We start from the raw sequence: 24709 nt of genomic DNA on the forward strand, positions 1-24709 counted from the left end.
CAATTTTTTTATTTCTGAATTAATGATGTTCCTGTCATCTCTTTTGGTTTCTCAAGACCAAGTAAGTCTAAAAGCGTTGGAGATAGATCGGCTAAAATACCGCCTTCTCTAAGCGTCGCACCTTTTTTCGTCACGATGACTGGTACAGGATTCGTTGTATGTGCAGTATGCGGCTTTCCTTCTTCGGTAATGAGCACGTCTGCGTTACCGTGGTCTGCCGTGATGATGGCATGTCCGCCTTTTGCCAGGATTGCGTCGACTACAGCTCCTAAGCACTCATCTACTGCTTCAATAGCTTTGATTGTTGGCTCAAGCATACCTGAATGACCAACCATATCCGGGTTAGCAAAGTTCAGGATGATCGCATCATGCTTGTCAGCATTGATGTCTGCAACAAGTGCATCCTTTACCTCATAAGCGCTCATTTCCGGCTTGAGGTCATAGGTTGCCACATCTGGTGAATTGATTAAGATGCGGTCTTCACCAGGAAATTCTTCTTCACGTCCACCACTCATAAAGAACGTCACGTGAGGATATTTCTCTGTTTCAGCAATCCGCAGCTGTTTCAATCCGTTTTGAGAAAGCACTTCTCCTACTGTGTTATCCAAATTCACTGGTTTGAAGGCAACATAACCATCAACCGTTTCACTGAAGTGTGTGAAGCAGACGAAGTGTAAATTCTTCGGATGAGCTTCTCCGCGGTCAAACGAGCGGAAATCTGCATTTGTGAAAGTGTTCGAGATTTGGATGGCACGGTCTGGACGGAAGTTATAGAAAATCACAGAGTCACCGTCGTTTACTTTGGCAACCGGCTCACCATTTTCTCTCGTAATGACAGATGGAATAACGAATTCATCGTAGATTCCATTTTCATAGGAGTCATCAACGACATCATAAATGTTTTGATAACTTGGGCCTTCACCATATGCCATCGCGCGGTACGCTTTCTCCACACGATCCCAGCGTTTGTCACGGTCCATTGAGTAATAGCGTCCAGAAAGTGTTGCCACTTCACCGACACCGATTTCTTTGATTTGATCTTCCAGCTGTTTCAAGTACACTTTGGCTGTCTTCTGACCAACATCACGTCCGTCCAAGAAGCCATGAATGTATACCTTTGTTAAGCCTTCTTTTTTCGCCAGCTTCAGCAGGGCAAAAAGATGCTGGATGTGACTGTGCACACCGCCGTCTGACAAGAGTCCAAATAAATGAAGCGCCTTGTCATTCTCTTTTGCATAAGTCATTGCATCTAGGAACGTTTCGTTTTTCTCAAATTCCCCTTCACGGATGGCAACATTCACCCTTGTTAAGCTTTGATACACAATACGTCCTGCACCGATGTTCAAATGCCCAACTTCAGAGTTTCCCATTTGACCTTCTGGGAGGCCTACTGCCTCACCTGAAGCCGTTAAGGTTTGATGCGGAAATTCATTCCAGTAGCGGTCAAAGTTCGGTTTTTTTGCTTGTGCGACAGCGTTACCGACTGTTTCGCCTCTTAAACCGAACCCGTCTAAGATGATTAATGCAGCTGGTTTCTTACTCATATTGACCTTCCTCCAATAATTGAACGAAAGACTGAGGTTCTAAGCTTGCGCCGCCTACCAAAGCACCGTCAATATCGGATTCTGCCATATATTCTTTAATATTTGCCGGCTTCACGCTTCCGCCATATTGAATGCGAAGGCTGTCTGCCGCTTCTTGACCAAATTCGCTTGCAACGGTTTGGCGGATGTGTGCGCAAACGTCGTTTGCATCTTTCGCTGTAGAAGATTTTCCTGTACCGATCGCCCAGATTGGCTCATATGCAATCACAGATTCAGCGACTTGCTGCTTCGTTAAACCAGCTAGTGCTTTCTTCACTTGATCAGCGACAAGTTCATTTGTTTTGCCAGCTTCACGCTCTTCAAGCGTTTCACCTACACAAATGATTGGAACGATGCCATGCTTGAATGCAGCATGTGCTTTTTTGTTCACTGTTTCATCTGTTTCAGCAAAGAATTCACGGCGCTCTGAATGCCCAATCACTGAATAGCCGATGCCTAAATCTTTTAGAGCAGCAGGGCTGATTTCACCAGTGAATGCACCATTTTCTTCAAAGTGCATGTTTTGTGCACCAATTTTAAGGTCTGTTCCGTTTGAAAGGCTGTTTAACTTTTCAAGGAAAAGAGCTGGCGCACAGACAATGGATTCCACTTTGTCAGGAGATGGAATAGATGACTTGACTTCTTCAACGAAGCTGACTGCTTCGCCAAGTGTTTTGTTCATTTTCCAGTTCCCAGCTATAATTGGTTTTCTCATGATTGACACTTCCTTATAGCAGTTTTGGTCTTATTTATCGTTTAATGCAGTAACACCAGGAAGTTCTTTGCCTTCCATAAATTCAAGTGAAGCGCCGCCGCCTGTAGAAATATGGCTCATCTGATCGGCAAGACCAAATTTCTCAACAGCTGCTGCTGAATCTCCACCGCCAATGACAGAATATGTATCTTTTGCTTCTGCCAGTGCTTCTGCGATAGCTTTTGTTCCTTTAGCGAATGCATCGATTTCAAATACACCCATTGGTCCGTTCCAGACAACAAGTTTGCTGTTTTTAATAACGTCAGCATACTTTTCTCTTGTCTCTGTTCCAATATCAAGTGCTTCTAGATCACTTGGAATTTCAGAGATTGGCACAATGCTTGTATTCGCATCATTTGAAAAGTCGTCGGCTACCAGAACATCTGTTGGAATCAGGAAGTTCACGCCTTTTTCCTTTGCACGGTCCATAAAGGATTTCGCTAAATCTACTTTGTCTTCTTCTAATAGAGATTTCCCTACTTCGTGGCCTAATGCTTTCACAAATGTGTAAGCAAGTCCGCCGCCGATGATGAGGTTGTCCACTTTATCAAGAAGACTTTCAATCACACCGATTTTATCCTTTACTTTTGCGCCGCCGATAATCGCTGTAAATGGGCGATCAGGGTTTGAAATGGCTTTTCCTAAAACCTCAAGCTCTTTTTGCATGAGGAAGCCTGAAACAGCCGGAAGATAAGCTGCAATACCAGCTGTCGATGCATGTGCACGGTGTGCAGCACCGAACGCATCATTGACATACACATCGGCTAAATCAGCAAATGCTTTTGATAATTCAGGATCGTTCTTTTCTTCACCAGGATAGAAACGAACGTTTTCAAGCACTAGCACATCTCCTTCTTTTAAGTCAGAAATTTGCTTTTTCACGTTGTCGCCGTAAGCTTCATCTGCTTTTTTCACTTCTTTTCCAAGAAGCTCTTGCAGACGTTTTGCCACAGGTGTCAGACGCAGTTCTTCAGTAACTTGACCCTTCGGACGACCCAAATGACTAGCTAGCAGTACCTTTGCGCCTTGTCCTGTTAAATACTCAATTGTTGGTAATGCTGCGCGGATACGAGTATCATCCGTCACTTCTCCGTCCTTCATCGGAACGTTAAAATCTACGCGGCAGAACACAACTTTACCTTTTACGTCAATGTCTTTTACTGATTTCTTATTCATGCTCGTCAGGAGATCCTCCTTTATTCTGGTTTCCTTACGCATTGGACAAGACTCTCTTTATCCTTTTCCCATTTTGCCCTCATCAAAACGAGAAATCGTGCAGAACGGATAAAAACAGAGAAAAAGGGAAAGGGATGCTTCCCCTTCCCTTGTCCGTCTTCATTATATCGTGTCTCTAGGAAAGAACCAAGTGAGTTCCTTCAGTGTGAGAAATTAAAGACCTTGTTTTGCAATGTAAGCTGCAAGGTCAACAACGCGGTGAGAATATCCGCTCTCGTTATCGTACCAAGAAATCACTTTCACCATGCTGCCTTCCATTACCATTGTAGAAAGAGCATCGATTGTTGAAGAGTTTGCATTACCATTGTAGTCACCAGATACTAATGGCTCTTCGCTGTAGCCAAGGATTCCTTTAAGTTCTCCTTCAGCTGCTTCTTTAAGTGCTGCATTTACGTCTTCAGCTGTTACATCTTGGTTTAATTCAGCCACAAGGTCAACTAAAGAAACGTTAGGTGTTGGAACACGCATAGCGCCACCGTTTAATTTACCTTTAAGTTCAGGCAATACAAGTGAAACAGCTTTCGCAGCACCTGTAGAAGTTGGGATGATGTTTTCCGCAGCTGCACGAGCACGACGGTAGTCTTTGTGCGGAAGATCAAGAATTTGCTGGTCATTTGTGTATGAGTGAACAGTTGTCATCATACCGCGTTTGATACCAAATTTATCGTTAAGTACTTTTGCAAATGGAGCTAAGCAGTTTGTCGTACAAGATGCATTAGAGATGACATCGTGGCTAGCTGCATCGTATTTGTCTTCGTTTACACCCATAACGATTGTGATATCTTCTTCGTTAGCAGGAGCAGAGATGATGACTTTTTTAGCGCCAGCTTCTAAGTGTTTCGCAGCGTCTGCACGTTTTGTGAAGAATCCAGTAGATTCAACAACGATTTCTACGCCTTGTTTACCCCAGCTTAATTTCGCAGGGTCACGCTCAGCTGATACTTCGATTGTTTTACCGTTCACTACTAAGTTTGTACCGTCTACAGAAACCTCTGCATCTAGTTTTCCGTGAACAGAGTCATATTGTAAAAGGTGTGCAAGCATGTTAGCATCTGTTAGATCGTTAACCGCTACTACCTCAACTTCAGGATTATTTAATGCTGCACGAAATACGTTACGTCCAATACGTCCAAATCCGTTAATACCGACTTTTACTGCCATGATGTTTCCTCCTTTTATAGGTCACAATGTTTTATATTGAGGGATCAATTGACTCCCTTAATAACTCTTTTGCGGCTCCTTCGTCTGTGACGAGAACCGTTCGGCGCGGTTTTTTGAAATAAGCTTCAATCGCCCCCGCCTTTGATGATCCACCTGCAACAGCAATGATGTGTGGAATGCTTTCTAGATCATCTAGCTGCATACCGACGGAGTGCACTTTGTGTACGACCTCACCATCACGATTAAAGTAATAGCCAAAGGCCTCTGTCACTGCGTCATGCTCATCAATCTTTTTTAAATCTTCAGCTGGTGTATTTCGTCTCATCGCCATTGTTTTTGCTTCACCAATACCATGAATAAGCATCGTGGACGATTTAATCGTTTGAAGCACTTCTTTGACGGACGGCTCTTCAATAATGGAAGAGTAAGCACCTTCTGACAGCTGCCCTGGAACAAACAGCAGTTTGTAAGTACCGGAAGCTTTTTCAGCCATGTGGGCACAAATGGTGTTTGCCTGATTTTTTACATTCTCCCCAAGACCGCCTCTCGCAGGGACAAACATCATATCGCGGTTTTTGGCATCAGGGGTCATCATTTCGGCAACGGCTTCCATCGTCGTTCCGCCAGTGACGGCGACGATATTATTTCCAGTAAACCTTTTTTTCATGCATTGGACAGCAGCTCTTCCCATTTCTTGCTTCACCCACGGGGATTCGTCACTGTCACCAGAAACGATCATGACTTCTTCCAGGCCTAACTTTCTCTTTAATGTATTTTCCAAAAAGGTTAAACCTAAAACGTCCTTCATCATTCCTTCAAGCATTTCAAGCAAAGCGTGACCCTCACTCGTCAGCATCATGCCGCTCGTTTTGACATCCAGCAGATTTTGTTCTTTTAAAAACTGAACTTCAGCACGTAAGATGCGCTCGCTGAGACCAAGACTCGTCGCAAGGCTTCTGCGGCCAATTGGTTCAGCTAATCTGATGTACTGCAAAATGTCGTAGCGTTTTTGCATAACAATGAGAAGATCTGGCAATAATTTTTTTTGAGCTTCCAATAAATGATTCATGGCTAACGACCCTTTCTTTTCACGTTGGACCAAAAACGTCCCACTGTGACAAAAAACGTCCCGCCACAGCCAAAAAAAATCAATCCCTGCTTTCTTTAATTATTTTAACAGGATAATCTTGCATTTTCAACTCTTACAAACACATTTAGACAAAAAATAGACACATTTTCACCGATAACCTGCTTGTCATCAAGGTTCTTGCTATGATATTTCTTTTCAAAATATTTATTTTCTTTTATATAGAATGTATTCACGATGCAAAATGTGCATGCTGGTGAGATCAGCATGCACATTTTTTTCAGGATTTGCTTATGTTTTTGTGATGGTTCCAAACTGTTTTGCCTCTTCTTTCGGTTTGATTTTGAGATAATAAATGATGTAACAGGCAGCCATGAACGGAATTCCGCAATAAAGACCGATCCGCTGATCCTCGATAAAAAACAAGCTGATGAGGACAATGCCAAATGCGATAAAGCCTGCTAATGGGACAAATGGATAGAGCGGTGTTCGGAAGACGAGATCCTTTACATCTCCGCCCGCCTTTATGAATTGTTTTCTAAAGAAATACTGGGACAAGCAAATAGACATCCACACCACAACAAGAACCATACCAGAAATAGAAATGAGCCACACATACACCGTTTTTGGTGCCACAACACTTGTCAGCAGAGATAGTGCAGATACGCCCATTGTGACCAATAGTGCATTGATCGGAATTTTACGCTTGGACAGCTTTTTCGTAAAGTCAGGTCCTTTCCCGTCTTTCGACAGTGCCCAAAGCATACGTGATGATGCATATAATCCAGAGTTTGCTACAGATAAGACCGCTGTGATGATGATAAAATTCATGATATCTGCAGCATACGGTATACCGACCTTGTCCAGCACGACGACAAACGGGCTGTCGACGGTGCCTGCTGTCTGCCATGGAAGAAGTGCGGCCAGAACCGCAATGGATAAAACGAAAAAGACCATCGTTCTCCAAATAATATTTCGTATAGAACGAGGCAATGTTTTTTCAGGGTTTTCACTCTCTCCTGCGGCAATCCCTACAAGTTCTGTTCCTTGAAAGGAGAAATTGACCGTGACCATGGTTAATAAAATAGCAAAAACGCCGTTAGGAAATAGTCCGCCATGATCCGTCAAATGACGAAATAGAGGGGCTGGTTCTCCATCTTTTAGATCAATCATTCCGAAAATTGCGCCAATTCCAATGATAATAAATAATAGGATGGCAGCGACCTTAATGGCCGAAAACCAAAACTCGGTTTCAGCAAAGCTGCGAGCTGAGATGGCATTCACGGCAAATAAAATCACACTAAATGCAAGACACCAAAGCCAAACAGGGATATCTGGGAACCACCTTTGGAGCAAAATGCCTGCTGACGTAAACTCCAGTCCTATTGTACATGCCCAGCTAAACCAATAAAGCCAGCCGATCATAAAGCCTGTGGACGGACCTATATATTTGGTTGCATACTCCTGAAAGGAACCCGCTGTCGGCATCGCCACTGCTAATTCTCCAAGACAGAGCATCACCAAATACATTAACAATCCGCCAATGATAAAGGATAGAATGGCTCCCCCGGGTCCAGCCTGATGGATAATGAGTCCTGACCCAAGGAAAAGACCAGTACCAATGACGCCGCCTAAGGCAATCATAAAGAGATGCCTGCTTTTCATGGAACGTTCTAGTTCATTATGCTGCTCTTGCTTCAAATCATTTTCCCCACTTTCACTCTTCTATTCATCATCCTTTGACAAAATTCGCTGTTCGTTGAAAGGGAAAGGGAGAAAGTGAAGGTTTCTCCCCCTTTGACATTTATGCTTGAAATAATGCTTCAATATGACCAATCGCCCAGTCTAAATCTTCTTTAGAAATCGTGAGAGGCGGTGCAAAGCGGATGACGGTCTCATGGGTTTCCTTACATAACAGTCCTGCTTGTTTCAGCTTTTCACAATATGGTCTCGCTGCCTCTGTCAGCTCCATGCCGATAAATAATCCGCGGCCGCGCACTTCCTTGATGACAGGACTTTGAATGCGCGTGAGTTTGTCTTTTAAGTATTCGCCAAGCTCCATAGAACGCGCTGCAAGGTTTTCGTCGATTAAGACATCCAGTGCAGCCAGCGATACCGCACACGCAAGAGGATTTCCACCGAAGGTAGAGCCGTGAGATCCAGGGTTAAACACACCTAATATATCGCGGTTTGCGACCACACACGAGATTGGGAATACACCGCCGCCTAAAGCTTTCCCAAGAATCAGCATATCTGGCTCAATGTCTTCCCAGTCACATGCAAACATCTTTCCTGTTCGCGCTAATCCGACCTGAATTTCATCCGCAATGAACAGCACATGTTCCTTTTCACAAAGCGCCTTCGCTTCCTTCAAGAAGCCTTCTGGCGGCATGACAATTCCCGCTTCTCCTTGAATAGGTTCGATCAGAAAAGCCGCTGTTTGTGGTGTGATGGCTTCACGTAACGCTTCAATATCTCCGTAAGGAATCAGTTTAATGCCTGGAAGCATTGGACCGAAACCTCTTTGATATTCTGCTTCAGAAGAAAGGGAAACAGCCGTCATCGTTCTGCCATGGAAGTTACCGACGCACGCAATGATTTCTGCGCGATTGTCTTCGATTCCCTTGACGTCATAGCCCCAGCGTCTTGCTGCTTTGACAGCTGTTTCTACAGCCTCAGCTCCAGTATTCATCGGGAGTGCCATCTCTTTATTCGTCAGTTGACAAATTTTCTCATACCAAGGACCAAGCTGATCATTGTGAAAAGCTCTTGAGGTCAGTGTTACCCGGTCTGCCTGTTTTTTGAGCGCCTCAATAATGCGGGGATGGCGATGCCCTTGGTTCACTGCGGAATATGCACTCAGCATATCCATATATCGATTGCCTTCAGGGTCTGTCACCCAAACCCCTTCAGCCTCTGAAATCACAATTGGCAGTGGATGATAGTTTGCCGCACCGTATTGTTCGGTTTGTTGAATCAATTCATTTGTCTGTTTCATCGTCTATTCCTCCTTCTATAAGCTAGCCTCTTTTTCATTAGGTTCATCTACACACATATGATATGCAAGGATCGTGCCAACTTTCTGCCTGCATTATGGCGGTGATTGATCTGGTTTTTTATGCAAAATATTTTTGCATCCGCCAAATTTTTTAGAGGAAACCGCAAAATTTTTCATGTAAAATAGAGGTAACGTCTGGAGGTGGCGCAATGAAAGAAGATTCGTATACTGCAAAGCTCGAAAATGAGATTGATCTGTATAAACAAATGCTCGATTTAATAGATGTCGGGGTTCATGCAATTGACGAGAATGGCAACACTGTTGTCTATAATAAAAAAATGATGGAGATTGAGTCTTTGAAACGCTCTGATGTTCTCCATAAAAATGTATTAGACCTCTTCGTCTTCCAAGACGACATGCACAGTACGCTTGTCCAAGCGCTGCGTACTGGGAAACAAACCGTTCATGCAAAGCAGACGTATCATAATTACAACGGAAAAGAAATCACAACGATTAATCATACATACCCGCTCGTTCGAGACGGCCTCATCCAAGGAGCGGTTGAAATTTCGAATGATGTGACCAAGCTGGAACGGCTGATCCACCACAATATGAAGAAAAAAGGAAGCACACGCTTTACCTTTGATTCCATTATTGGACAAAGTCCTGCGTTTTTAGAGGTAATTGAGCATGCAAAACGAGCGACACGCACCTCTTCCTATGTGCTCATTGTTGGAGAAACAGGGACAGGAAAAGAACTATTTGCGCAAAGCATTCATAACGGCAGCAGCCGGTCATCTGGACCATTTATTACCCAGAATTGCGCGGCACTGCCTGATAATCTCATTGAAAGTCTGCTCTTTGGTACACAAAAAGGGGCTTTTACAGGCGCAGCTGATCAGCCCGGCTTATTTGAACAGGCGCAGGGAGGTACACTGCTGCTTGATGAGATCAACTCATTAAATCCTGGTCTTCAAGCAAAACTGCTGCGTGTTTTACAGGAGAAGCGTGTGAGAAGGCTTGGCAGCACAAAAGAAATCGCTGTTGATGTAAGAGTCATTGCCAATATGAATGAGGATCCTGTAGATGCAATCGCAGGCGGACGCATGCGCAAGGATTTATTTTATCGGCTGGGTATTGTCACATTATTTATTCCGCCGCTTTCTGAGCGAAAAGAAGACATTCCTACGTTTGTCAGTCATTTTATTCAAAAATATAATGAGCTGTTTCAAATGAAGGTGAAAGCGGCTGACGAAGAGGTACTAGCCCTTTTTCAAGCGTATGATTGGCCGGGTAATGTACGAGAACTGGAGCATGTGATTGAAGCGGGGATGAATATGATGATGGATGAGGATTACTTAAGCCTGCATCACCTTCCATATCATTTTAGATTTAAGCATGGGGAAGGGCGTCCTGCAGCGCAATTACAGACGAATCCTTTGCATCATACCGCAGCAGCTGACACGTTTATTTATACAAGCCAAGAACATACGACTGATTTTCAAACCCAAATGGAACGATTCGAAAAACAATACATCGTCCATTACTTAGAAAAAATGGACGATAATATTTCACAGACTGCAAAGATACTGGGCATGAGCAGGCAAAGTCTGCAATATCGCATGAAAAAACTGCATATTTCTCGTTAATAATAGAGCTGTGCCCTTATTCGGCACAGCTTACTGTGGTTCTGACTCTTCTGCCGGTTCTTGAATCACGTCACTCAGCAGTTTTTCTACATTTTTTAAATGCGTGAGCATCGCTCTTTCTGCTTCTTCTGGCTGTCTTGCCAAGACGGCTTTGTAAATGTGTTCATGTTCTTTGTAAAGCTGCCGAATGGAGGCTTTTTTTGAAAACAAGACGGCTTTTCTCGTCTCACGCATCGTTTCTACCAGCAAGGTGGAGACCTGATTCATTAATGCTTTTAATAAATCATTCTTTGAGGCTGTGGCTATGGCGAGATGGAAGGAGAGGTCTGCCTCTTCACCAGTTTCTTTATGTGCTTCTGCGAGTTTCATTTGTTCGAGTGCCTCACGCAGCTGATGAAGGTCATCGTCCGTTCGGAGCAGCGCTGCCTTTTTGACAGCACCCGTCTCAATAATGGTCCTTAATTCAAGGAGCTGCGTGACATCATGCTGCTTCATCAAAAATGCAGGAGACAGACTAAATGTGAGCTGTTCAGGATCGAACTGCTTCACATATGTACCTTCCCCTTGCTTCATCTCTATTAATCCGATCGCTTTGAGAGCAGACAGCGCCTCTCTTACAGCAGAACGGCTGACTTGAAAGCTTTCTGAGAGCGCTTGAACCGAATCTAATTTTTCCCCCGGAAGAAGCTCACCTGTACGAATGGATTCAATTAATGCATCCGCAATTTCTTCATATATTTTTTTCGTTTTGATTTGTTTATATTTCAATTGGTCTCACCTCATCACTGTTGTCTATCCCTATCGGCTCATGCCCTATCTTATACTTTACCCCAAAATTTCCGATCACACGTCTCCCCTCTTTAATTTTCAAGAAATCTTCGGGCTGCCTTGCTTTCAACAAAAAAAGAAGCACGTGCCATGTTCTGGCAAGTACTTCTTTTTAATCGTATCGCTTCCGCAGCGTAGAGGACGGAAGATTCATTTGTTCGCGATATTTTGCAATGGTTCTGCGTGACGCCCGGATGCCAAAGGTTTGCTGAAGCAGCGTCATGATTTGCTGATCTGAATACGGTTTTTTCTTATTTTCCGTTTGGATGAGTTCTGCAATGTGCGTTTTGACAGTGTAGCTGGACGCCTCTTCTAGTGAATGCCCTTCTAATTTTGCTTGGAAAAATTGTTTCATTTCCATGAGACCATAAGGGGTTTGCACCATTTTCCCTTTTACAGTCCGGCTGACTGTTGACTCATGCACTTGCAGTATATCTGCAATCCGCTTCATCGTAAGCGGTTTCATTTTATGTTTCCCTGTTAGGAAAAAATCTGTCTGATGTGAGATAATCTCACGAACGACATGAGTCATCGTTTGCTTTCTTTGCTTCAGCGCTTGGACAAGCCAATTGTACTGCTGCTCTTTTTCCTTTAAATACGTGTATGCTTCATGCCGCTTTTGTTCTTGAATCATGGCGAAGTAGCCTTCATTCATTTCAACGTCTGGAAAAGCGCGCTGATTCAGCTCAAATGTGATGTGATCCTGCATCACAGTAATCGTCACATCAGGCTCTATATACAGATGCTCTTCATCATATGAGAAATGAAGGCCTGGTCTTGGTTCAAGCTGAGACACTACATCTTGTACCGCTTGGAGTGTTTTCATTGAAACACCTGTTTTCGCCGCAATTTCCTTCCAAGCCTTTCTGGCAAAAAGAAAGAAATGCTCTTCGATGATCAGCTCGGCTTCATACCAGCGTTCCTTTTTTCTTCTCAGTTGAAGGAGGATACATTCCTGCAATGATCTTGCGCCAATACCGGCAGGCTCTAGGGATTGCAGCTGATGAAGGACGGCTTCTACTTCTTCAGCTGGGACCTCTAAGACAGCTGCCATTGCGTCAATCGGTTCATTTAGATAGCCATTGGAATCAATGGACTCAATCATAAAGTAAAAGATTCTTTGATTCTTGTCACTTAAATTTAAATCAATCGCCTGTCTCTTTAAGAACATTTGCAGGCTTTCTTTTTGATGCGTTCGATACGGCTCTGTCATTCGATCGTGTGATTTTTTATGATAAACTGGTTGGTAGCTGTCCGTGTCTTTCCGCTCAATCAGAGGGTTCTCAAGTGCTAACTGGTCAAGATACTCGCCGAGCTCTGTGCAATTCAGCTGCAGCAGCGTAATGGCCTGCCTGAGTTCTGGTGTGAGCACCTGCTTTAATACCTGTTCTTGTTGCAGTTTAAGGCTCATTGTCTCCCCTCCCTCTCATCATTTTACATGAAGATTGACGGACCGTATATACGAAATAGGAGTGATTTCTATGTCTGAACTTTTTTCCGTTCCATACTTTGTCGACAACTTGAAACAACACATCGCCATGAACCAAAATGAAGACAAGGTTCATGCCATGAATGCCTATTACCGCTCCGTGGTGTCAACGCTTGTTCAAGACCAGCTGACCAAAAATGCGGTTGTATTGAAGCGAATTCAGCATCTTGATGAAGCCTATCAAAAGGTGAAAAAGGAAAGCGAATGAACGAAAAAGAACACCCTTTGTCAAGATGGCAAAGGGTGTTTATCATGTGCGAAAAGTTTCTGATCCAGCCTCGATTTATACATCATCAAAAAGCCAGACCGCCCGACAGTATAAATGATAAAGGCAAACCATAGGCCATGATTGTGCCAAAGGGGCGTGACCGCGGTTTGAACGACGATAAACAAAATCATCGCAAACAGCATCGAATTTCTAACAGGGGCAATTTCTGTCGCACCTGTAAATACGCCGTAAATGACCAAACCGAAACAAGCCGCAAACGGATAAAGAACGAGCCAGTCTGCATAGCGTAATGTCACATCAAGCAGATGAGGGAGATTGGTAAACAAGCTCAATATCGGCTCTTTTAATAGAAAATAAACCGCCGCAATGACACATGCCATGACAAGTGCCCACTGCCTTGAAAGGGTTAAGGTTCTTTCATAGAGGGTGCGGTCATTTGCACCAACTGATCGGCCAACAAGGATGCTGGACGCATTGGCAAAACCATCGAACAAATAAGCCATGATGTAGTGAATTTGAAATAAGATGGCATTGGCTGCCAGCAGCTCTGTACCAAAAGAAGCACCTTTTGCGGTAAACATGTTGATGACCACTAGCAGACAGATCGTACGAATAAACAAATCCTTATTCACATGAAACATTTTCTGCACTGCCTGTGTATCCATGATTTTCTTAATGGAAGGCATCTGGAATCCGTTTGACGAATGCTTCATGATGATCCATGCCCCTAACACAAAAGCGGTTAGTTCAGATATCAATGTCGCCGCCGCAACTCCTTTGACTGCAAACGAAAACACATGAACAAGCAGAAATGCGAGCGCCATATTCATGACATTGATCAGGATTTGTAATGAAAGAGCTTCTTTCATTTTTGCCATCCCCATCAGCCAGCCCAATATGACATAATTCATTAAAGTAAATGGCGCTCCCCAAATGCGAATATGAAAATAGTCTGCGGCAAATTGACGGACATCAGCATCAGGAGAGATGACTAGAAAAGCAGATTGAATGATCGGCCATTGCAGAGCAATAAAACAAAGTCCGACGATGACGGCGACGAAAAAAGGTCTTAGAAAAGCAAGAACGCCTAATTCCTCATTCTGCGCTCCGTTTGCCTGGGCGGCAAAAGCAGATGTACTGACCCGCAAAAAACCAAACAGCCAATATAATGTACTGAAAATGAGACTGCCAACCGCAACGCCTCCAATATAAGCGGGATTTGCGAGCTGACCGACAACCGCTGTATCAACAGCTCCCAGTAATGGAGTGGTCATCGTTGAAATTGTTAAAGGAATGGCCAAAGCTAAATACGCTCGATGGTTCACACTGCCACCTGCCTTTCATGAAAAAGCCTCTTTCCTAAAAGAGGCGCAGATTGCCTGCAAAGGGCCAAAATCTTTCTTTTCGCCCTTTGTCTTTTTTTCAGAGTGAGACCTACACGCTGAGGCATTGATAAAATGAAGATTTACCGAACCGGTCTGCCAATCGTTCGTGACAAAGGATGGTCTGCGAGCATTGCATTTCTCATTTTCCGCACCGCTTCCTTTTCTGATGAAAAAAATTCATCCTTTGATTGAAACTGGGCAGCAAGCTCTCCTTGATCAAGAATCGCCAATTGATCACATAAGTGATAGGCTGCTGTTATATCATGTGTAATAAATAAGTAAGCCACACCCAGCTCCTTCTTTAATTCTACTAATAAATCTAAAATGACAGCCTGCGTCACCATGTCTAAGCTGCTGACAGATTCATCAAGCACAATGAGCTTTGGCTGGAGCAATAAGGCTCTAGCGATGTTGATCCTTTGCAGCTGGCCGCCGCTGAATTGGTGCGGATATTTAGACAAATCCTTTTCACCGAGCCCGACTCTTTCCAGCCAGTGAATCAGTATGTTTTTACGTTCCTTCCGGCTCATAGATTCATAGTTTTCAAGCGGCTCAGATAAAATTTGTTCGACTGTCCACCTTGGATTTACCGCCGAATAGGAATCCTGAAACACCGCTTGCACACGCCGGCGAAAATGCTTACGTGTTGGCTGATCTGCACGATAGACATCCTGACCTTCAAAAAGAACCTGTCCAGCTCTTGGTTTCTCTAAACCAAGTATGATGCGGCCAAGTGTACTTTTTCCTGCACCGCTTTGTCCCAGCAGCCCAAGGCAGGTGCCTTCTTCAATAGTTAAATCGACGCTTTTCAGGACAGGAGCTGCGCCTTTATTTCTCATTAGAAACGACCGGCTGTTGTATGCATGACTGACTGCTTTCACTTCTAATAAATGCAAGGGACTTCTCACCTCAAATCGGACAAACAGCTGGGATGGATGGACGAGCTGCTAATAGTTTTTTTGTATAATCATGCTTTGGTTGTTCAAAAAGTTCAAGAACTCCCGCCTTTTCAACTATTTCTCCTTGTTTCATGACGACAACTTGATCTGCCATTTCAGCAATGACACCAAGATCGTGCGTAATGAGTAAAATGGCCGTTCCATGTTCATGACGAATTTGGTTCAGATGCTGAAGCACCCGTTTCTGATTGTGTACATCTAATGCGGTTGTCGGCTCATCTGCAATGATGAGGGGCGGGTGCATACAGGCAGCCATGGCAATCATGACACGCTGCAGCATCCCTCCGCTTAATTCAAAGGGATACTTATTGAACAGCTGGTCTGGCTGCGGCAGGTTCATTTTCGCTAACGCATCCATTGCCTGTGATCGTGCCTGCCTTTTACTGACAGCAGTATGCCGGCGAATCGTTTCAACCAGCTGATGGCCGATTGTCCATACCGGCGTAAAGCTGTTCATTGGATTTTGCATAATATACGAGATGTCTTTGCCCCGAATGGAACGCATATCCTTTTCACTTATACCGATCAATTCTCGTCCCTGTAATGTGATACTGCCAGTGACTTCAGTTGTTTTTCGATCAAGCATACGTAAGATCGACATACTTGTTACTGTTTTCCCGCAGCCGCTCTCACCGATTAATCCAAGAATTTGACCACGCCCTACTTCAAACGAGACTTCTTGAATAAGAGGGGTTGTCCCTTGAGGAGTTTTCGTCTGCACATGCAGGTTCTCTATTTGTAAAATGGACTCTTGCACATTGATCATTCCTTTACACACGGCGTTTGATGCCATATTTCTCTGAAAGGGCTTCTCCTAGTAAATTAAACAGAACCACCACAGCCATGATCACAAGACCTGGGTACAGCATTAACTGAGGATTCGTTTGAATGTACGACTTTCCTTCATGAATCATCGCTCCCCATTCAGGCATAGGAGGCTGAACCCCTAATCCGAGGAAAGACATCGCAGAAATGTCCATAATCGCCCAGCCCATTTCAAGTGTTCCAATGACGGCTAATGGCGGCAGAACATTGGGAATCATATGCTTTCTCATAATGTTCCAATGCGAGGTCCCACTGATTTTTGCAGCTGCAATAAAGTTCTGTTCTTTTAAACTCAGCACCATTCCTCGGAAGACGCGGGCATAATACACCCATTGCACAAGCATCAAGGCAAGTACGACTTGAGGAAGTCCCGGACCGAAGATGCCGACTAATCCAAGGATCAGCACCAGGTTGGGAAATGCCATGACGCCGTCACAGATTCTCATCAATACGTGATCGATCCAGCCGCCTTTGTATCCTGAAAACAGGCCGACAATTAAACCAATGAATAACGAAGAAAGAAAGATTAATAACGCACAGCCGAGCGAAACGCGCGCACCATATAAAATACGAGATAAATTGCACCGCCCTAATTGATCTGTCCCAAGAGGATACTCCCACGAAGACCCCTTTAGCTTCATCGCTAGATTGACAGCTGCCGGATCATGCGGAGCGATCCATGGTGCACATATTGTCACAATCAGCAGGAGACCGAGCAGCAAAGCGCAGATCGAGATCATCTTTTGATGAGAGAAGAGATGTTTTACTTTTGTCATCATTGCTGGCGGCCTTCCTTTCTAGAAATACGGGGGTCAATGATCAGCTGAACTAAGTCAACGATCAAGCTGCTCAAGATAAAAATACAGGCTGACATGAGGACATAAAATTGAATGACAGGCAGATCCCGGTTAAAGATCGCTTCAATAAAAAAGCGGCCAAACCCCGGCCATGAGAAAACGGCCTCTACAATAATGGTTCCGGTTAACAGCTTGCCAAGGTTCACCCCTAGTCCGGTCAGCATCGGCGATATCGCCATTCTGAACACATGCTTGAACATGATCGATTGTTCCTTCAATCCTCTGATTCTCGCATATTGAACGAAAGGCTCTTGAAGCGCCTCACTCACACTTGACCGTAACAGCCTTGTATACGTAGCAATTAAAGGGACTGCCAGTGTGATCGACGGCAGAATGAGATGCTCCCATGTTCCAATCCCTTCAACTGGTAAGAGGTCAAGCTTCACTGAAAAAAAGAAGATGAGCAAATACCCCAAGACAAACGTCGGGATAGATGCTCCTAAGAAAGAAATGAGCCGGCTCACATGATCCACGGCACCATTTTTCCTCATGCCGCTGAAAAAGCCGAGCGGAATGCTGACACAAATAGCGATCAGCAGACTGGTAAGCGCCAATTGAATTGTCGCCGGTATTCGATAAATCACCTCATCAACGACAGGCTGATTGGACATATACGACCGGCCGAAATCAAGGTGAATGACTTTTTCAATGGTATGAAGATACTGCATATAAAACGGCTCATCTAAGCCGAATTCACTTCGTTTTTGCGCTAATATTTCATCCGTAGGCTGGATATGAGCCGCTGCTAAATATGCCTCAGCCGGGTCAACTGGCGAGAGGTGAATCATACCAGTTGTGAGCAGTGTAGCTAATAAAAATACAGGAATAATTGATAGCACTCGTTTGACGATATAGCGGCCCATTTCCTTACCTTCCTTCTGTTACTTCAGCTTAATGCCTGTGAAAGGATGTTCATCACGATTTGCAGGGAATTCAAAGTCCTTCACAGCTTTTTGATAAACGGCTGTCTTTTTAAAATAAGAGATTGGCACAATTGCCCCTTGATCCTGTAAAGAGGATAAGACAGACGAATACAGTGCTTTGCGTTTCTTTTCATTTGTTGTGGATGGAATTTCCGTCATTTCTTTGATCAGCTTTTCCTTATTTGGGTAGGCTGAAATGGCTTCTTTGAATCCAAAACCATCTGATGAGAGAACGTTCATAAATGTATGCGGATCATACGGCGCTCCGTAGTTGCTAAAGAAGTTCATATCAAACTTATTGGCTTTAAAGCGCTGAACCTGTGTGGCCAAATCCACACCCTCAAGCTTAACGCCGACACCAACGGCTGCCCATTCTGCTTGCAGCGTTTCTGCCATCGCTTTTTGAATCGATTCCGCTGAGTCATACATCATACTAAACTCAAGCTTTTTCCCATCTTTTTCACGAACGGATTTTCCTTTTGGAAGTGTCCAGCCCGCTTCATCCAGCAATGCTTTGGCTTTGTCCACATCATATTTGAAAGACTTCACTTGAATGTGTGACGTATACGGCATGTTAGTCGGCAGGATGTGATCTGCTTCATCCTCTAAACCTGAGGTGACCCCTTCTACCATTGATTTTTTATTGAAGGCATATTGAAGGGCATGACGCACTTTCTCATCTGACAGCTGATCCACTTTTGTGTTCATAACAAGCTGTCTCGTTGCAACAGGCTCTGACATTTTCGTTTCATACTTGCCGCTTGCCTCAAGCTGTTTGTAGGAATCAAGGCTAATGGTTCCTTCTCCGTAAAGTAAATCCACATCACCTTTTTCAAATGCCATGACTCTCGTTTCCGCATCTGGGATGACCTTTACCTTGATTTCTTTTACCTTTGGTTTTTCTCCCCAATAATGATCGTTTCGTTCGAAAATGGCATAATCATCTTTCTTATATGTTTTTAAAACCCAAGGGCCTGTCCCCACTGGTTTTTCAATTCCTTTTGACGTATCTCCGTTTTTAGGGAAACCTGCTTCACCTAAGAAACGAACTGGACGAACAACAGCTAATTCTTGCACAGTTGGATAATAAGGTGCTGTTAATGTGAGTTTAAATGTCTTTTTATCAACGGCTTCTGTCTTTTTGATTTTCTTAATGACACCTAACCAGCTATGTAAATCTTTATTTTTTAAAATCGTATCGAAGTTCTTTTTGACAATGTCCGCATTAAATTTAGAGCCGTCTGAGAATGTCACTCCATCTCTTAAATGGAACGTATACACCCTGCCATCCTTTGAAACATCCCATGATTTCGCTAATTCAGGTTTCAGCTTACCATTCTTTTGATAGCTGACCAATGGCTCATAAATCATTGATTGCGCAAATAATTGTGATGGGTTGTATACGTGTGGATTCATTTCACCAATATCTCTTGGCCACGCCATTGTGATCATATCAGGATGATCCTTATTGCCTTCTGCTCCATTGTTTGTTTGAGAGCATCCTACCAGTAAAAAGAAAATAAGCAGGAATGGTAATACTGAATTTATTTTAATTTTCGGAAAATTTCTCCAAATAGACATAAGTTGTTCCTCCTAATTGATGCTGATAATCATTTTCATTTTAAGGAGGAAGGCACCTGTTGTCAATATCATATTTGATACGAAATGACAACACTTATTCCTATTTATTCCACAAATTGAGGGATTTGATAGAAAGAGAGGCAGGCTGCTTACAAATGAGCAGCCTGTGAAGAGGTAAATGTTTTTTCTCGCAGCATGTCATGGAGTATATGGATGATACGCTCCTGATCTGCATCTGTCATGATCGTTCCAGACGGAAGACAAAGCCCCCGCTCAAATAACAGCTCAGATACAGGAGTGGCTTTTTCCGCAGTATAAAAAGGGCAATGACGAAAGAGCGGCTGCTGGTGCAGCGGCTTCCATACACGCCTTGCTTCGATTTGTTCTTCTTCTAAAGCACCAATGATATCTGCTGGAGACAATTGTGTGTCACGATCAATGGTCAATGCCGTCAGCCAGCGGTTGGATTTCGTTTCTTGATATTCTGGCATCAAATGAAGACCCTCTGATTTTGATAAAGCGTCCTGATAACGCTGGAAAATGCGGCGCTTTTGTTCAACACGCTCGTCCAGCACTTCCATTTGAGCAATCCCGACCCCTGCTAATAGGTTGCTCATGCGATAGTTGTATCCCATCTCTTGATGCTCATAGTGCATCGCTTGTTCTCTTGCCTGTGAAGCAAGAAAGCGGCATCGTTCAATCGCAGCTTCATCATCACTCACAAGCATTCCGCCCCCTGATGTTGTAATGATTTTATTTCCATTAAAAGAATAGATACCGAACCTGCCCATTGAGCCGCTTTTTCTTCCTTTATAAAGCGCGCCTAACGATTCAGCCGCATCCTCAATGACTGGTACATCATATGCTTCACACAAAGCCATGATCTCGTCCATTTTTGCACTTTGCCCATATAAATGGACAACGATGACCGCGCGAGGTTTTTTACCAAGACGTTTTGATTCAACAAAGGCTTTCTCTAAAGCAAGCGGGCACATATTCCATGTCTCCCTTTCAGAATCAATAAAAACTGGCTCAGCTTGTTCATATAAAATCGGATTTGCCGTTGCAACAAACGTGAGGGTGGAACAAAAGACAATGTCTCCTTTTTGTACACCTATCAGCTTTAAAGCAAGGTGAATCGCTGCTGTTCCTGAGGATAAAGCCGCTCCTGACTTCACTCCTGCATAGTCCGCCACTGCCTGTTCAAAATCATTCACAAGCGGTCCAAGCGGCGCAATCCAGTTGCTCTTGAAGGCTTCCTCTATTTTGAGAGACTCTTTTCCGCTCATATGCGGAGGAGATAAGTAAATTCGCTTCCTTTCTTTCATCACTTCCCACCTTCTCTCCGGTCTTTGATTTCAATTGCAGGAATTCCTACAGCGACCTTATGATCATGTATATCTCTTGTCACAGCCGCTCCAGCGCCAATGACCGTCCAGCTTCCGATCGTTGTACCGGGTGTCACCACGGCACCAGCCCCAATATGGGCACCTTCCCGCACGGAAACACCGCCAGTCAGCACCGCGCCTGGTGACAGGTGCACAAACGATTCGAGTTTGCAGTCATGCTCGACGATAGACCCTGTATTTATAATCGTATGCTCACTGATGGCTGCATCTGCTTGAACCACTGCCCTTGCCATCACGACAGTCCCCCTTCCAATGACAGCTGACGGACTCATCACCGCCTCTGGGTGAATGAGTGTGGCAAATGCTGTATTTTCAAATGAGAGGCGTTCCTTGATGAGCTGTCTGATCTCATTTTGTCCGATCGCAATCAGCCATTTCATATGAGGCATTGTCTCTCTCAGCTGCTCACTCATGGAGATCGGTCCATACAAAATCCCGCTTTGAGTGACCGCCTCTTCAAATTGATCATCTAACACCGCACATAATGAGTAATCGGCATGTGCAAAAATGAGATCTTGGATGACTTTGCTATGTCCTCCGGCCCCAATTAAACCAATGGTTTTCTTCTTATATATCGGTTCCTTTGAATTTTTCAGCTGTGGCATGATCCGGCTGCTGCACCCCCTCTGTTTTCATGACCTTCAGCAAGGTCATCCATAAAATTTTCATATCGAGCCAAAACGATTGATGCTCGACATACCAAAGATCATAGGTGAATTTCTCCTCCCAGGTAAGCTTGTTCCGGCCGTTCACCTGTGCCCATCCTGTTATGCCTGGCTTCACAAGATGACGCCTTGCTTGTTCTTCTGTATACATAGGCAAATACTCCATCAAAAGCGGTCTTGGCCCTACAAGACTAAGCTCTCCTTTGAGTACATTGACAAGCTGCGGCAATTCATCAAGACTAAGCTTTCGAATCAAGGCGCCGGTTTTTGTTAATCGCAGATGATCTGGCAGCAGCACCCCATGTTCATCGCGTTCATCGGTCATCGTCCGAAATTTATATAGCATAAAAGGCCGGCCATACAGACCAGGCCGCTTCTGCCGAAACACCACAGGCGTTCCAATTTTCCATCTAATCAGTCCATAGATGAGAAGAAAAAGAAGACTGCCTGCGATGAGCAGCGTCAATGCCACCGTCACATCTATCATTCTTTTCATCATTGCATCTCCTTTTCATATTAGCGGGAGACCGCATGTTTTACCTTACGCATCAGCTGCATCCGCTCTCGTTTCGTTCCTGCAAACAGATACAAGTAGCCCATATAGAGAATGAAACAAAGTCCGCCAATACAAAACAGCTCCCACCATGAAGTCACGTTATATACCGCCTGAATCCCCGCACAGATGCCCCAAATAAATAGCCCTCCAGCAAGTGGAACCAGTGTATGCTTGTAAAAGATAGTGCGTTTCTGATTCGTAATCCTGGCCGTATAAAATGGCAGAAACACAATATTTTTAATCAATAAAACCATTGCCCCTGCTGATGCAATGCCATATAAACCAAGCTGCAGCATATGAGTCAATCCATAGGCAAAAAGCACATTAGAGACACCTAATATAAGGGTGACAACCGCAGGAATTTTCAATCGATTAAACACAGTCGGCACATATGTGAGCGGTAAAAACATCAAGGTCAAACATAAATAAGCCGCATGAATCATGAGAAGCCATTTCAGCTCTTCAAAGGCAGGCCCAAGCCATAAAAGCATGAGCGGACCAGCGAGACCTCCTAGAAGTGCGGCTGGGAACGCAACAAATAAGCCGCTCCACTTAATGGCATTTGCAGCATATTGAATGAGTCCCTCTTTGTCCTGATCCGAATAAAATTTCGTGATCGTTGGGGCAAACACAACGGCCAGTGTCCCTGCCAGTGTGCGTAATAATAATGGAAACTGTAAAATTGCCGCATACTGGCCCGTCGCTTCAGCTCCAATGAGCAAGTTGGTCATCAATAAATCAATTTGTAAAAACAACAAAATCCCCATTTGCTCAAATGAATGCCAGACCCCTGATCGAACAAGCGTGAGACTAGACGATAATGAGACGTGCCGCCACTTGAACGAAAACCATGGGATGAGTTTCTTAAAATAATAGATACCGATTCCCATAGCCGCTAAGCTTCCAATGACGGCCGCAAGCGGGATATGCCAAATGGCTGGTGTCGTCCATGTAAACAGGATGACAATCATCAGCGCCCTCAAAAACATTTGAATCGCCTGTCCAACACTTGATACATAGAGCTTATTTGCATAAAACGGTGCAGCCCCAATGCCAGACATGACGAAATTGAGCATAAATAAAAGACCCCCTAAAATAAAGGCGGTCTGTGTGTCTTTCGCGAGATGAACAGGCACATGAAGCCACTCAACCAGCTGTTGAGACATGAAAAGACAAAGCAAAAAGAGACTGATCGATAGTAAAAACGAACTGACGAAATAGGAAGCGAGATAGCGCTGCGCCTTCTCCATCTCTCCTTTATGAGCCGCTACAGAAAAAAATCGCACAACAACCGCACTTAACGAAGCCGTAATGACCGATAAATAGTTGATCATATTTTGTGTCAGATGGATTAAGCCGAATGCTTCCACCCCAAGCGTATGAACAATATAAGGTGTTAAACATACAGACATAAGCATCATTAGGACAAACGTGATTAAGTTCGCACTGGCATTGTAAAGAAACGCTCGATTCATTGTGCTTTCACGCAGCGTTTAAGAGCCCTCATCCAGCTTCCTCTCCCTTTTGACCGCTTGTTTTCATCAGCTGATGAACGGCCTCTTTCACAGCTGCCTCATTTGGTTCTTTTAAAAGGGTCATAAACGGAAGGTGAGCCACCCACTCAAATCCCTCCATCACCTTATGATCAAACGATCTAAGGACAACACACGGTGTATGAGTGATCGCACAAAAGATCATGCCATGCAGACGATCTGTCACGACGACCTGCGCTTGTTTTAACTCCGTCCACAAAGACGTTAACTCCTCCAAGCGAGTCGTTCGATCGACTCGTCTGCCAATTGTCGTTGTGATTAAACCGACTTGATCATATGTCTCTTGGATATGCTGCTGCAGCTGCTGGCGCTCCTTCTTTGTGAGATACGCTTCTTGATCCTCACGCAGACAAAGCAAAACCCCTTCACGTGTTTCATCCTTTGATAATTCGTCTAATGACAGCACCATATCAGGCTGTTTCCACACATCTTGATCAGGAAAATGTAGCTTCATCCATTCATAGGTTGTTTGATCTCTTGCCATGAGGAGCAGTCTTGGATGCTGACTATACGTGTAAATGGCGCGGCGCTCCTCTCGTTTCCCTCTCTTTGTTTCTGTAAAATGTACAGTAGCAGGCAGCTGGATCATGGGATAGGACTTGAAGGTCTTGATGATAAATTGTCTCGTCCATTCTTCGTACCGGTATAAATCCCCCATATTGCCCCCGCCGATCATACAGACGATGTCTTCTGGATGCCGGCTGCGCTTTAGCGGACGGGCAAGGCGATAGATCTCTTTCATGTCCACTTCTATGATGTCATAGGCTGGAAAGTGTTTCTTTAAAAAACAATAACTCGCATAGGCAATCGCATGATCCCCTAAATTATCATGGCCCGGCAGCAGCGTGAGAATGATTTTCTTCTGATGACTCAGCTCTGGCAGCCTTTGGCGGCTCAGTCTATACTCAAGCGGATATTTGACCTTTAAGAGCAGCCACTCTGCGGTTTTTGCCTTCAATTGCTGCACTGTCAATCCCATCAC

At 44.2% G+C, this 24709-nt stretch carries 22 protein-coding genes; 2 read left to right on the plus strand and 20 right to left on the minus strand.

Annotated elements, in window-relative coordinates:
* Nucleotides 1–8: 8 nt before the first annotated feature.
* The 7 genes from gpmI to MHB66_RS15925 all read right to left on the minus strand — a co-directional run bounded on the left by gpmI (nucleotide 9) and on the right by MHB66_RS15925 (nucleotide 8819).
* Nucleotides 9–1544 (minus strand): 2,3-bisphosphoglycerate-independent phosphoglycerate mutase, encoded by a 1536-nt coding sequence (gpmI, locus tag MHB66_RS15895; protein ID WP_034280952.1) that lies wholly within the window; start codon nucleotides 1542–1544, stop codon nucleotides 9–11.
* Nucleotides 1537–2298, minus strand: coding sequence for a triose-phosphate isomerase (gene tpiA / locus MHB66_RS15900; RefSeq protein ID WP_017359213.1), 762 nt, complete (start codon nucleotides 2296–2298; stop codon nucleotides 1537–1539). The genes gpmI and tpiA overlap by 8 nt, the downstream gene beginning before the upstream one ends.
* 30 nt (nucleotides 2299–2328) lie before the next feature.
* Entirely contained in the window at nucleotides 2329–3513 is a 1185-nt protein-coding gene (locus tag MHB66_RS15905; protein ID WP_024426073.1) for a phosphoglycerate kinase, read from the minus strand.
* A 213-nt stretch (nucleotides 3514–3726) separates the two neighbouring features.
* Nucleotides 3727–4734 (minus strand): type I glyceraldehyde-3-phosphate dehydrogenase, encoded by a 1008-nt coding sequence (gene gap / locus MHB66_RS15910; protein ID WP_007500174.1) that lies wholly within the window; start codon nucleotides 4732–4734, stop codon nucleotides 3727–3729.
* Between the two features lie 31 nt (nucleotides 4735–4765).
* On the minus strand, nucleotides 4766–5803 hold the full coding sequence (locus MHB66_RS15915) for a sugar-binding transcriptional regulator (RefSeq protein WP_034280955.1): 1038 nt from the start codon (nucleotides 5801–5803) through the stop codon (nucleotides 4766–4768).
* A 309-nt stretch (nucleotides 5804–6112) separates the two neighbouring features.
* Entirely contained in the window at nucleotides 6113–7486 is a 1374-nt protein-coding gene (locus MHB66_RS15920; protein ID WP_046313496.1) for an amino acid permease, read from the minus strand.
* Between the two features lie 139 nt (nucleotides 7487–7625).
* A complete protein-coding gene (locus MHB66_RS15925; protein ID WP_046313163.1) occupies nucleotides 7626–8819 on the minus strand; it encodes an ornithine--oxo-acid transaminase in 1194 nt (397 codons plus the stop codon).
* 209 nt (nucleotides 8820–9028) lie between these two features.
* Here MHB66_RS15925 and MHB66_RS15930 point away from each other — a divergent pair, with 209 nt between their 5' ends.
* On the plus strand, nucleotides 9029–10468 hold the full coding sequence (locus MHB66_RS15930; RefSeq protein ID WP_046313160.1) for a sigma-54-dependent Fis family transcriptional regulator: 1440 nt from the start codon (nucleotides 9029–9031) through the stop codon (nucleotides 10466–10468).
* Between the two features lie 30 nt (nucleotides 10469–10498).
* Here the strand turns inward: MHB66_RS15930 and MHB66_RS15935 are convergent, their stop codons facing one another.
* Both MHB66_RS15935 and rpoN read right to left on the minus strand, forming a co-directional pair.
* Nucleotides 10499–11236 (minus strand): FadR/GntR family transcriptional regulator, encoded by a 738-nt coding sequence (locus MHB66_RS15935; RefSeq protein ID WP_046313158.1) that lies wholly within the window; start codon nucleotides 11234–11236, stop codon nucleotides 10499–10501.
* Between the two features lie 172 nt (nucleotides 11237–11408).
* A complete protein-coding gene (gene rpoN / locus MHB66_RS15940; RefSeq protein WP_046313156.1) occupies nucleotides 11409–12707 on the minus strand; it encodes an RNA polymerase factor sigma-54 in 1299 nt (432 codons plus the stop codon).
* 70 nt (nucleotides 12708–12777) lie between these two features.
* Here rpoN and yvfG point away from each other — a divergent pair, with 70 nt between their 5' ends.
* Nucleotides 12778–12993, plus strand: a complete 216-nt coding sequence (yvfG, locus tag MHB66_RS15945; RefSeq protein WP_024423509.1) for a protein YvfG — start codon at nucleotides 12778–12780, stop codon at nucleotides 12991–12993.
* A gap of 20 nt (nucleotides 12994–13013) precedes the next feature.
* On the opposite strand, the gene MHB66_RS15950 is transcribed toward yvfG, so the two are convergent.
* The 11 genes from MHB66_RS15950 to MHB66_RS16000 form a co-directional block, all read right to left on the minus strand.
* Nucleotides 13014–14339, minus strand: coding sequence for an MATE family efflux transporter (locus tag MHB66_RS15950; protein WP_046313155.1), 1326 nt, complete (start codon nucleotides 14337–14339; stop codon nucleotides 13014–13016).
* Nucleotides 14340–14479: 140 nt separating this feature from the next.
* The gene (nikE, locus tag MHB66_RS15955; protein ID WP_046313152.1) at nucleotides 14480–15295 is read right to left on the minus strand and encodes a nickel import ATP-binding protein NikE; all 816 of its coding nucleotides are present in this window, start codon (nucleotides 15293–15295) and stop codon (nucleotides 14480–14482) included.
* 13 nt (nucleotides 15296–15308) lie between these two features.
* Nucleotides 15309–16124 (minus strand): nickel import ATP-binding protein NikD, encoded by an 816-nt coding sequence (nikD, locus tag MHB66_RS15960; protein ID WP_200896499.1) that lies wholly within the window; start codon nucleotides 16122–16124, stop codon nucleotides 15309–15311.
* A 4-nt stretch (nucleotides 16125–16128) separates the two neighbouring features.
* Nucleotides 16129–16962, minus strand: a complete 834-nt coding sequence (gene nikC / locus MHB66_RS15965) for a nickel ABC transporter permease subunit NikC (RefSeq protein WP_046313150.1) — start codon at nucleotides 16960–16962, stop codon at nucleotides 16129–16131.
* On the minus strand, nucleotides 16959–17903 hold the full coding sequence (nikB, locus tag MHB66_RS15970) for a nickel ABC transporter permease subunit NikB (protein ID WP_041115631.1): 945 nt from the start codon (nucleotides 17901–17903) through the stop codon (nucleotides 16959–16961). The genes nikC and nikB overlap by 4 nt, the downstream gene beginning before the upstream one ends.
* An 18-nt stretch (nucleotides 17904–17921) precedes the next feature.
* On the minus strand, nucleotides 17922–19544 hold the full coding sequence (gene nikA / locus MHB66_RS15975; RefSeq protein WP_046313147.1) for a nickel ABC transporter substrate-binding protein: 1623 nt from the start codon (nucleotides 19542–19544) through the stop codon (nucleotides 17922–17924).
* A gap of 149 nt (nucleotides 19545–19693) precedes the next feature.
* Nucleotides 19694–20872: an aminotransferase class I/II-fold pyridoxal phosphate-dependent enzyme gene (locus MHB66_RS15980; protein ID WP_041115629.1), complete on the minus strand. Its 1179-nt coding sequence runs from the start codon at nucleotides 20870–20872 to the stop codon at nucleotides 19694–19696.
* A complete protein-coding gene (locus tag MHB66_RS15985; RefSeq protein ID WP_046313145.1) occupies nucleotides 20872–21558 on the minus strand; it encodes an acetyltransferase in 687 nt (228 codons plus the stop codon). The genes MHB66_RS15980 and MHB66_RS15985 overlap by 1 nt, the downstream gene beginning before the upstream one ends.
* Nucleotides 21521–22114: a sugar transferase gene (locus MHB66_RS15990; protein WP_080943491.1), complete on the minus strand. Its 594-nt coding sequence runs from the start codon at nucleotides 22112–22114 to the stop codon at nucleotides 21521–21523. The genes MHB66_RS15985 and MHB66_RS15990 overlap by 38 nt, the downstream gene beginning before the upstream one ends.
* A 20-nt stretch (nucleotides 22115–22134) precedes the next feature.
* On the minus strand, nucleotides 22135–23649 hold the full coding sequence (locus MHB66_RS15995) for an MATE family efflux transporter (protein ID WP_041115628.1): 1515 nt from the start codon (nucleotides 23647–23649) through the stop codon (nucleotides 22135–22137).
* A 28-nt stretch (nucleotides 23650–23677) separates the two neighbouring features.
* A complete protein-coding gene (locus tag MHB66_RS16000) occupies nucleotides 23678–24700 on the minus strand; it encodes a polysaccharide pyruvyl transferase family protein (RefSeq protein ID WP_041115919.1) in 1023 nt (340 codons plus the stop codon).
* Between the last annotated feature and the right edge of the window lie 9 nt (nucleotides 24701–24709).

It is taken from the genome of Bacillus sp. FSL L8-0167 (assembly GCF_038630295.1).
Taxonomy (GTDB): domain Bacteria; phylum Bacillota; class Bacilli; order Bacillales; family Bacillaceae; genus Bacillus; species Bacillus safensis.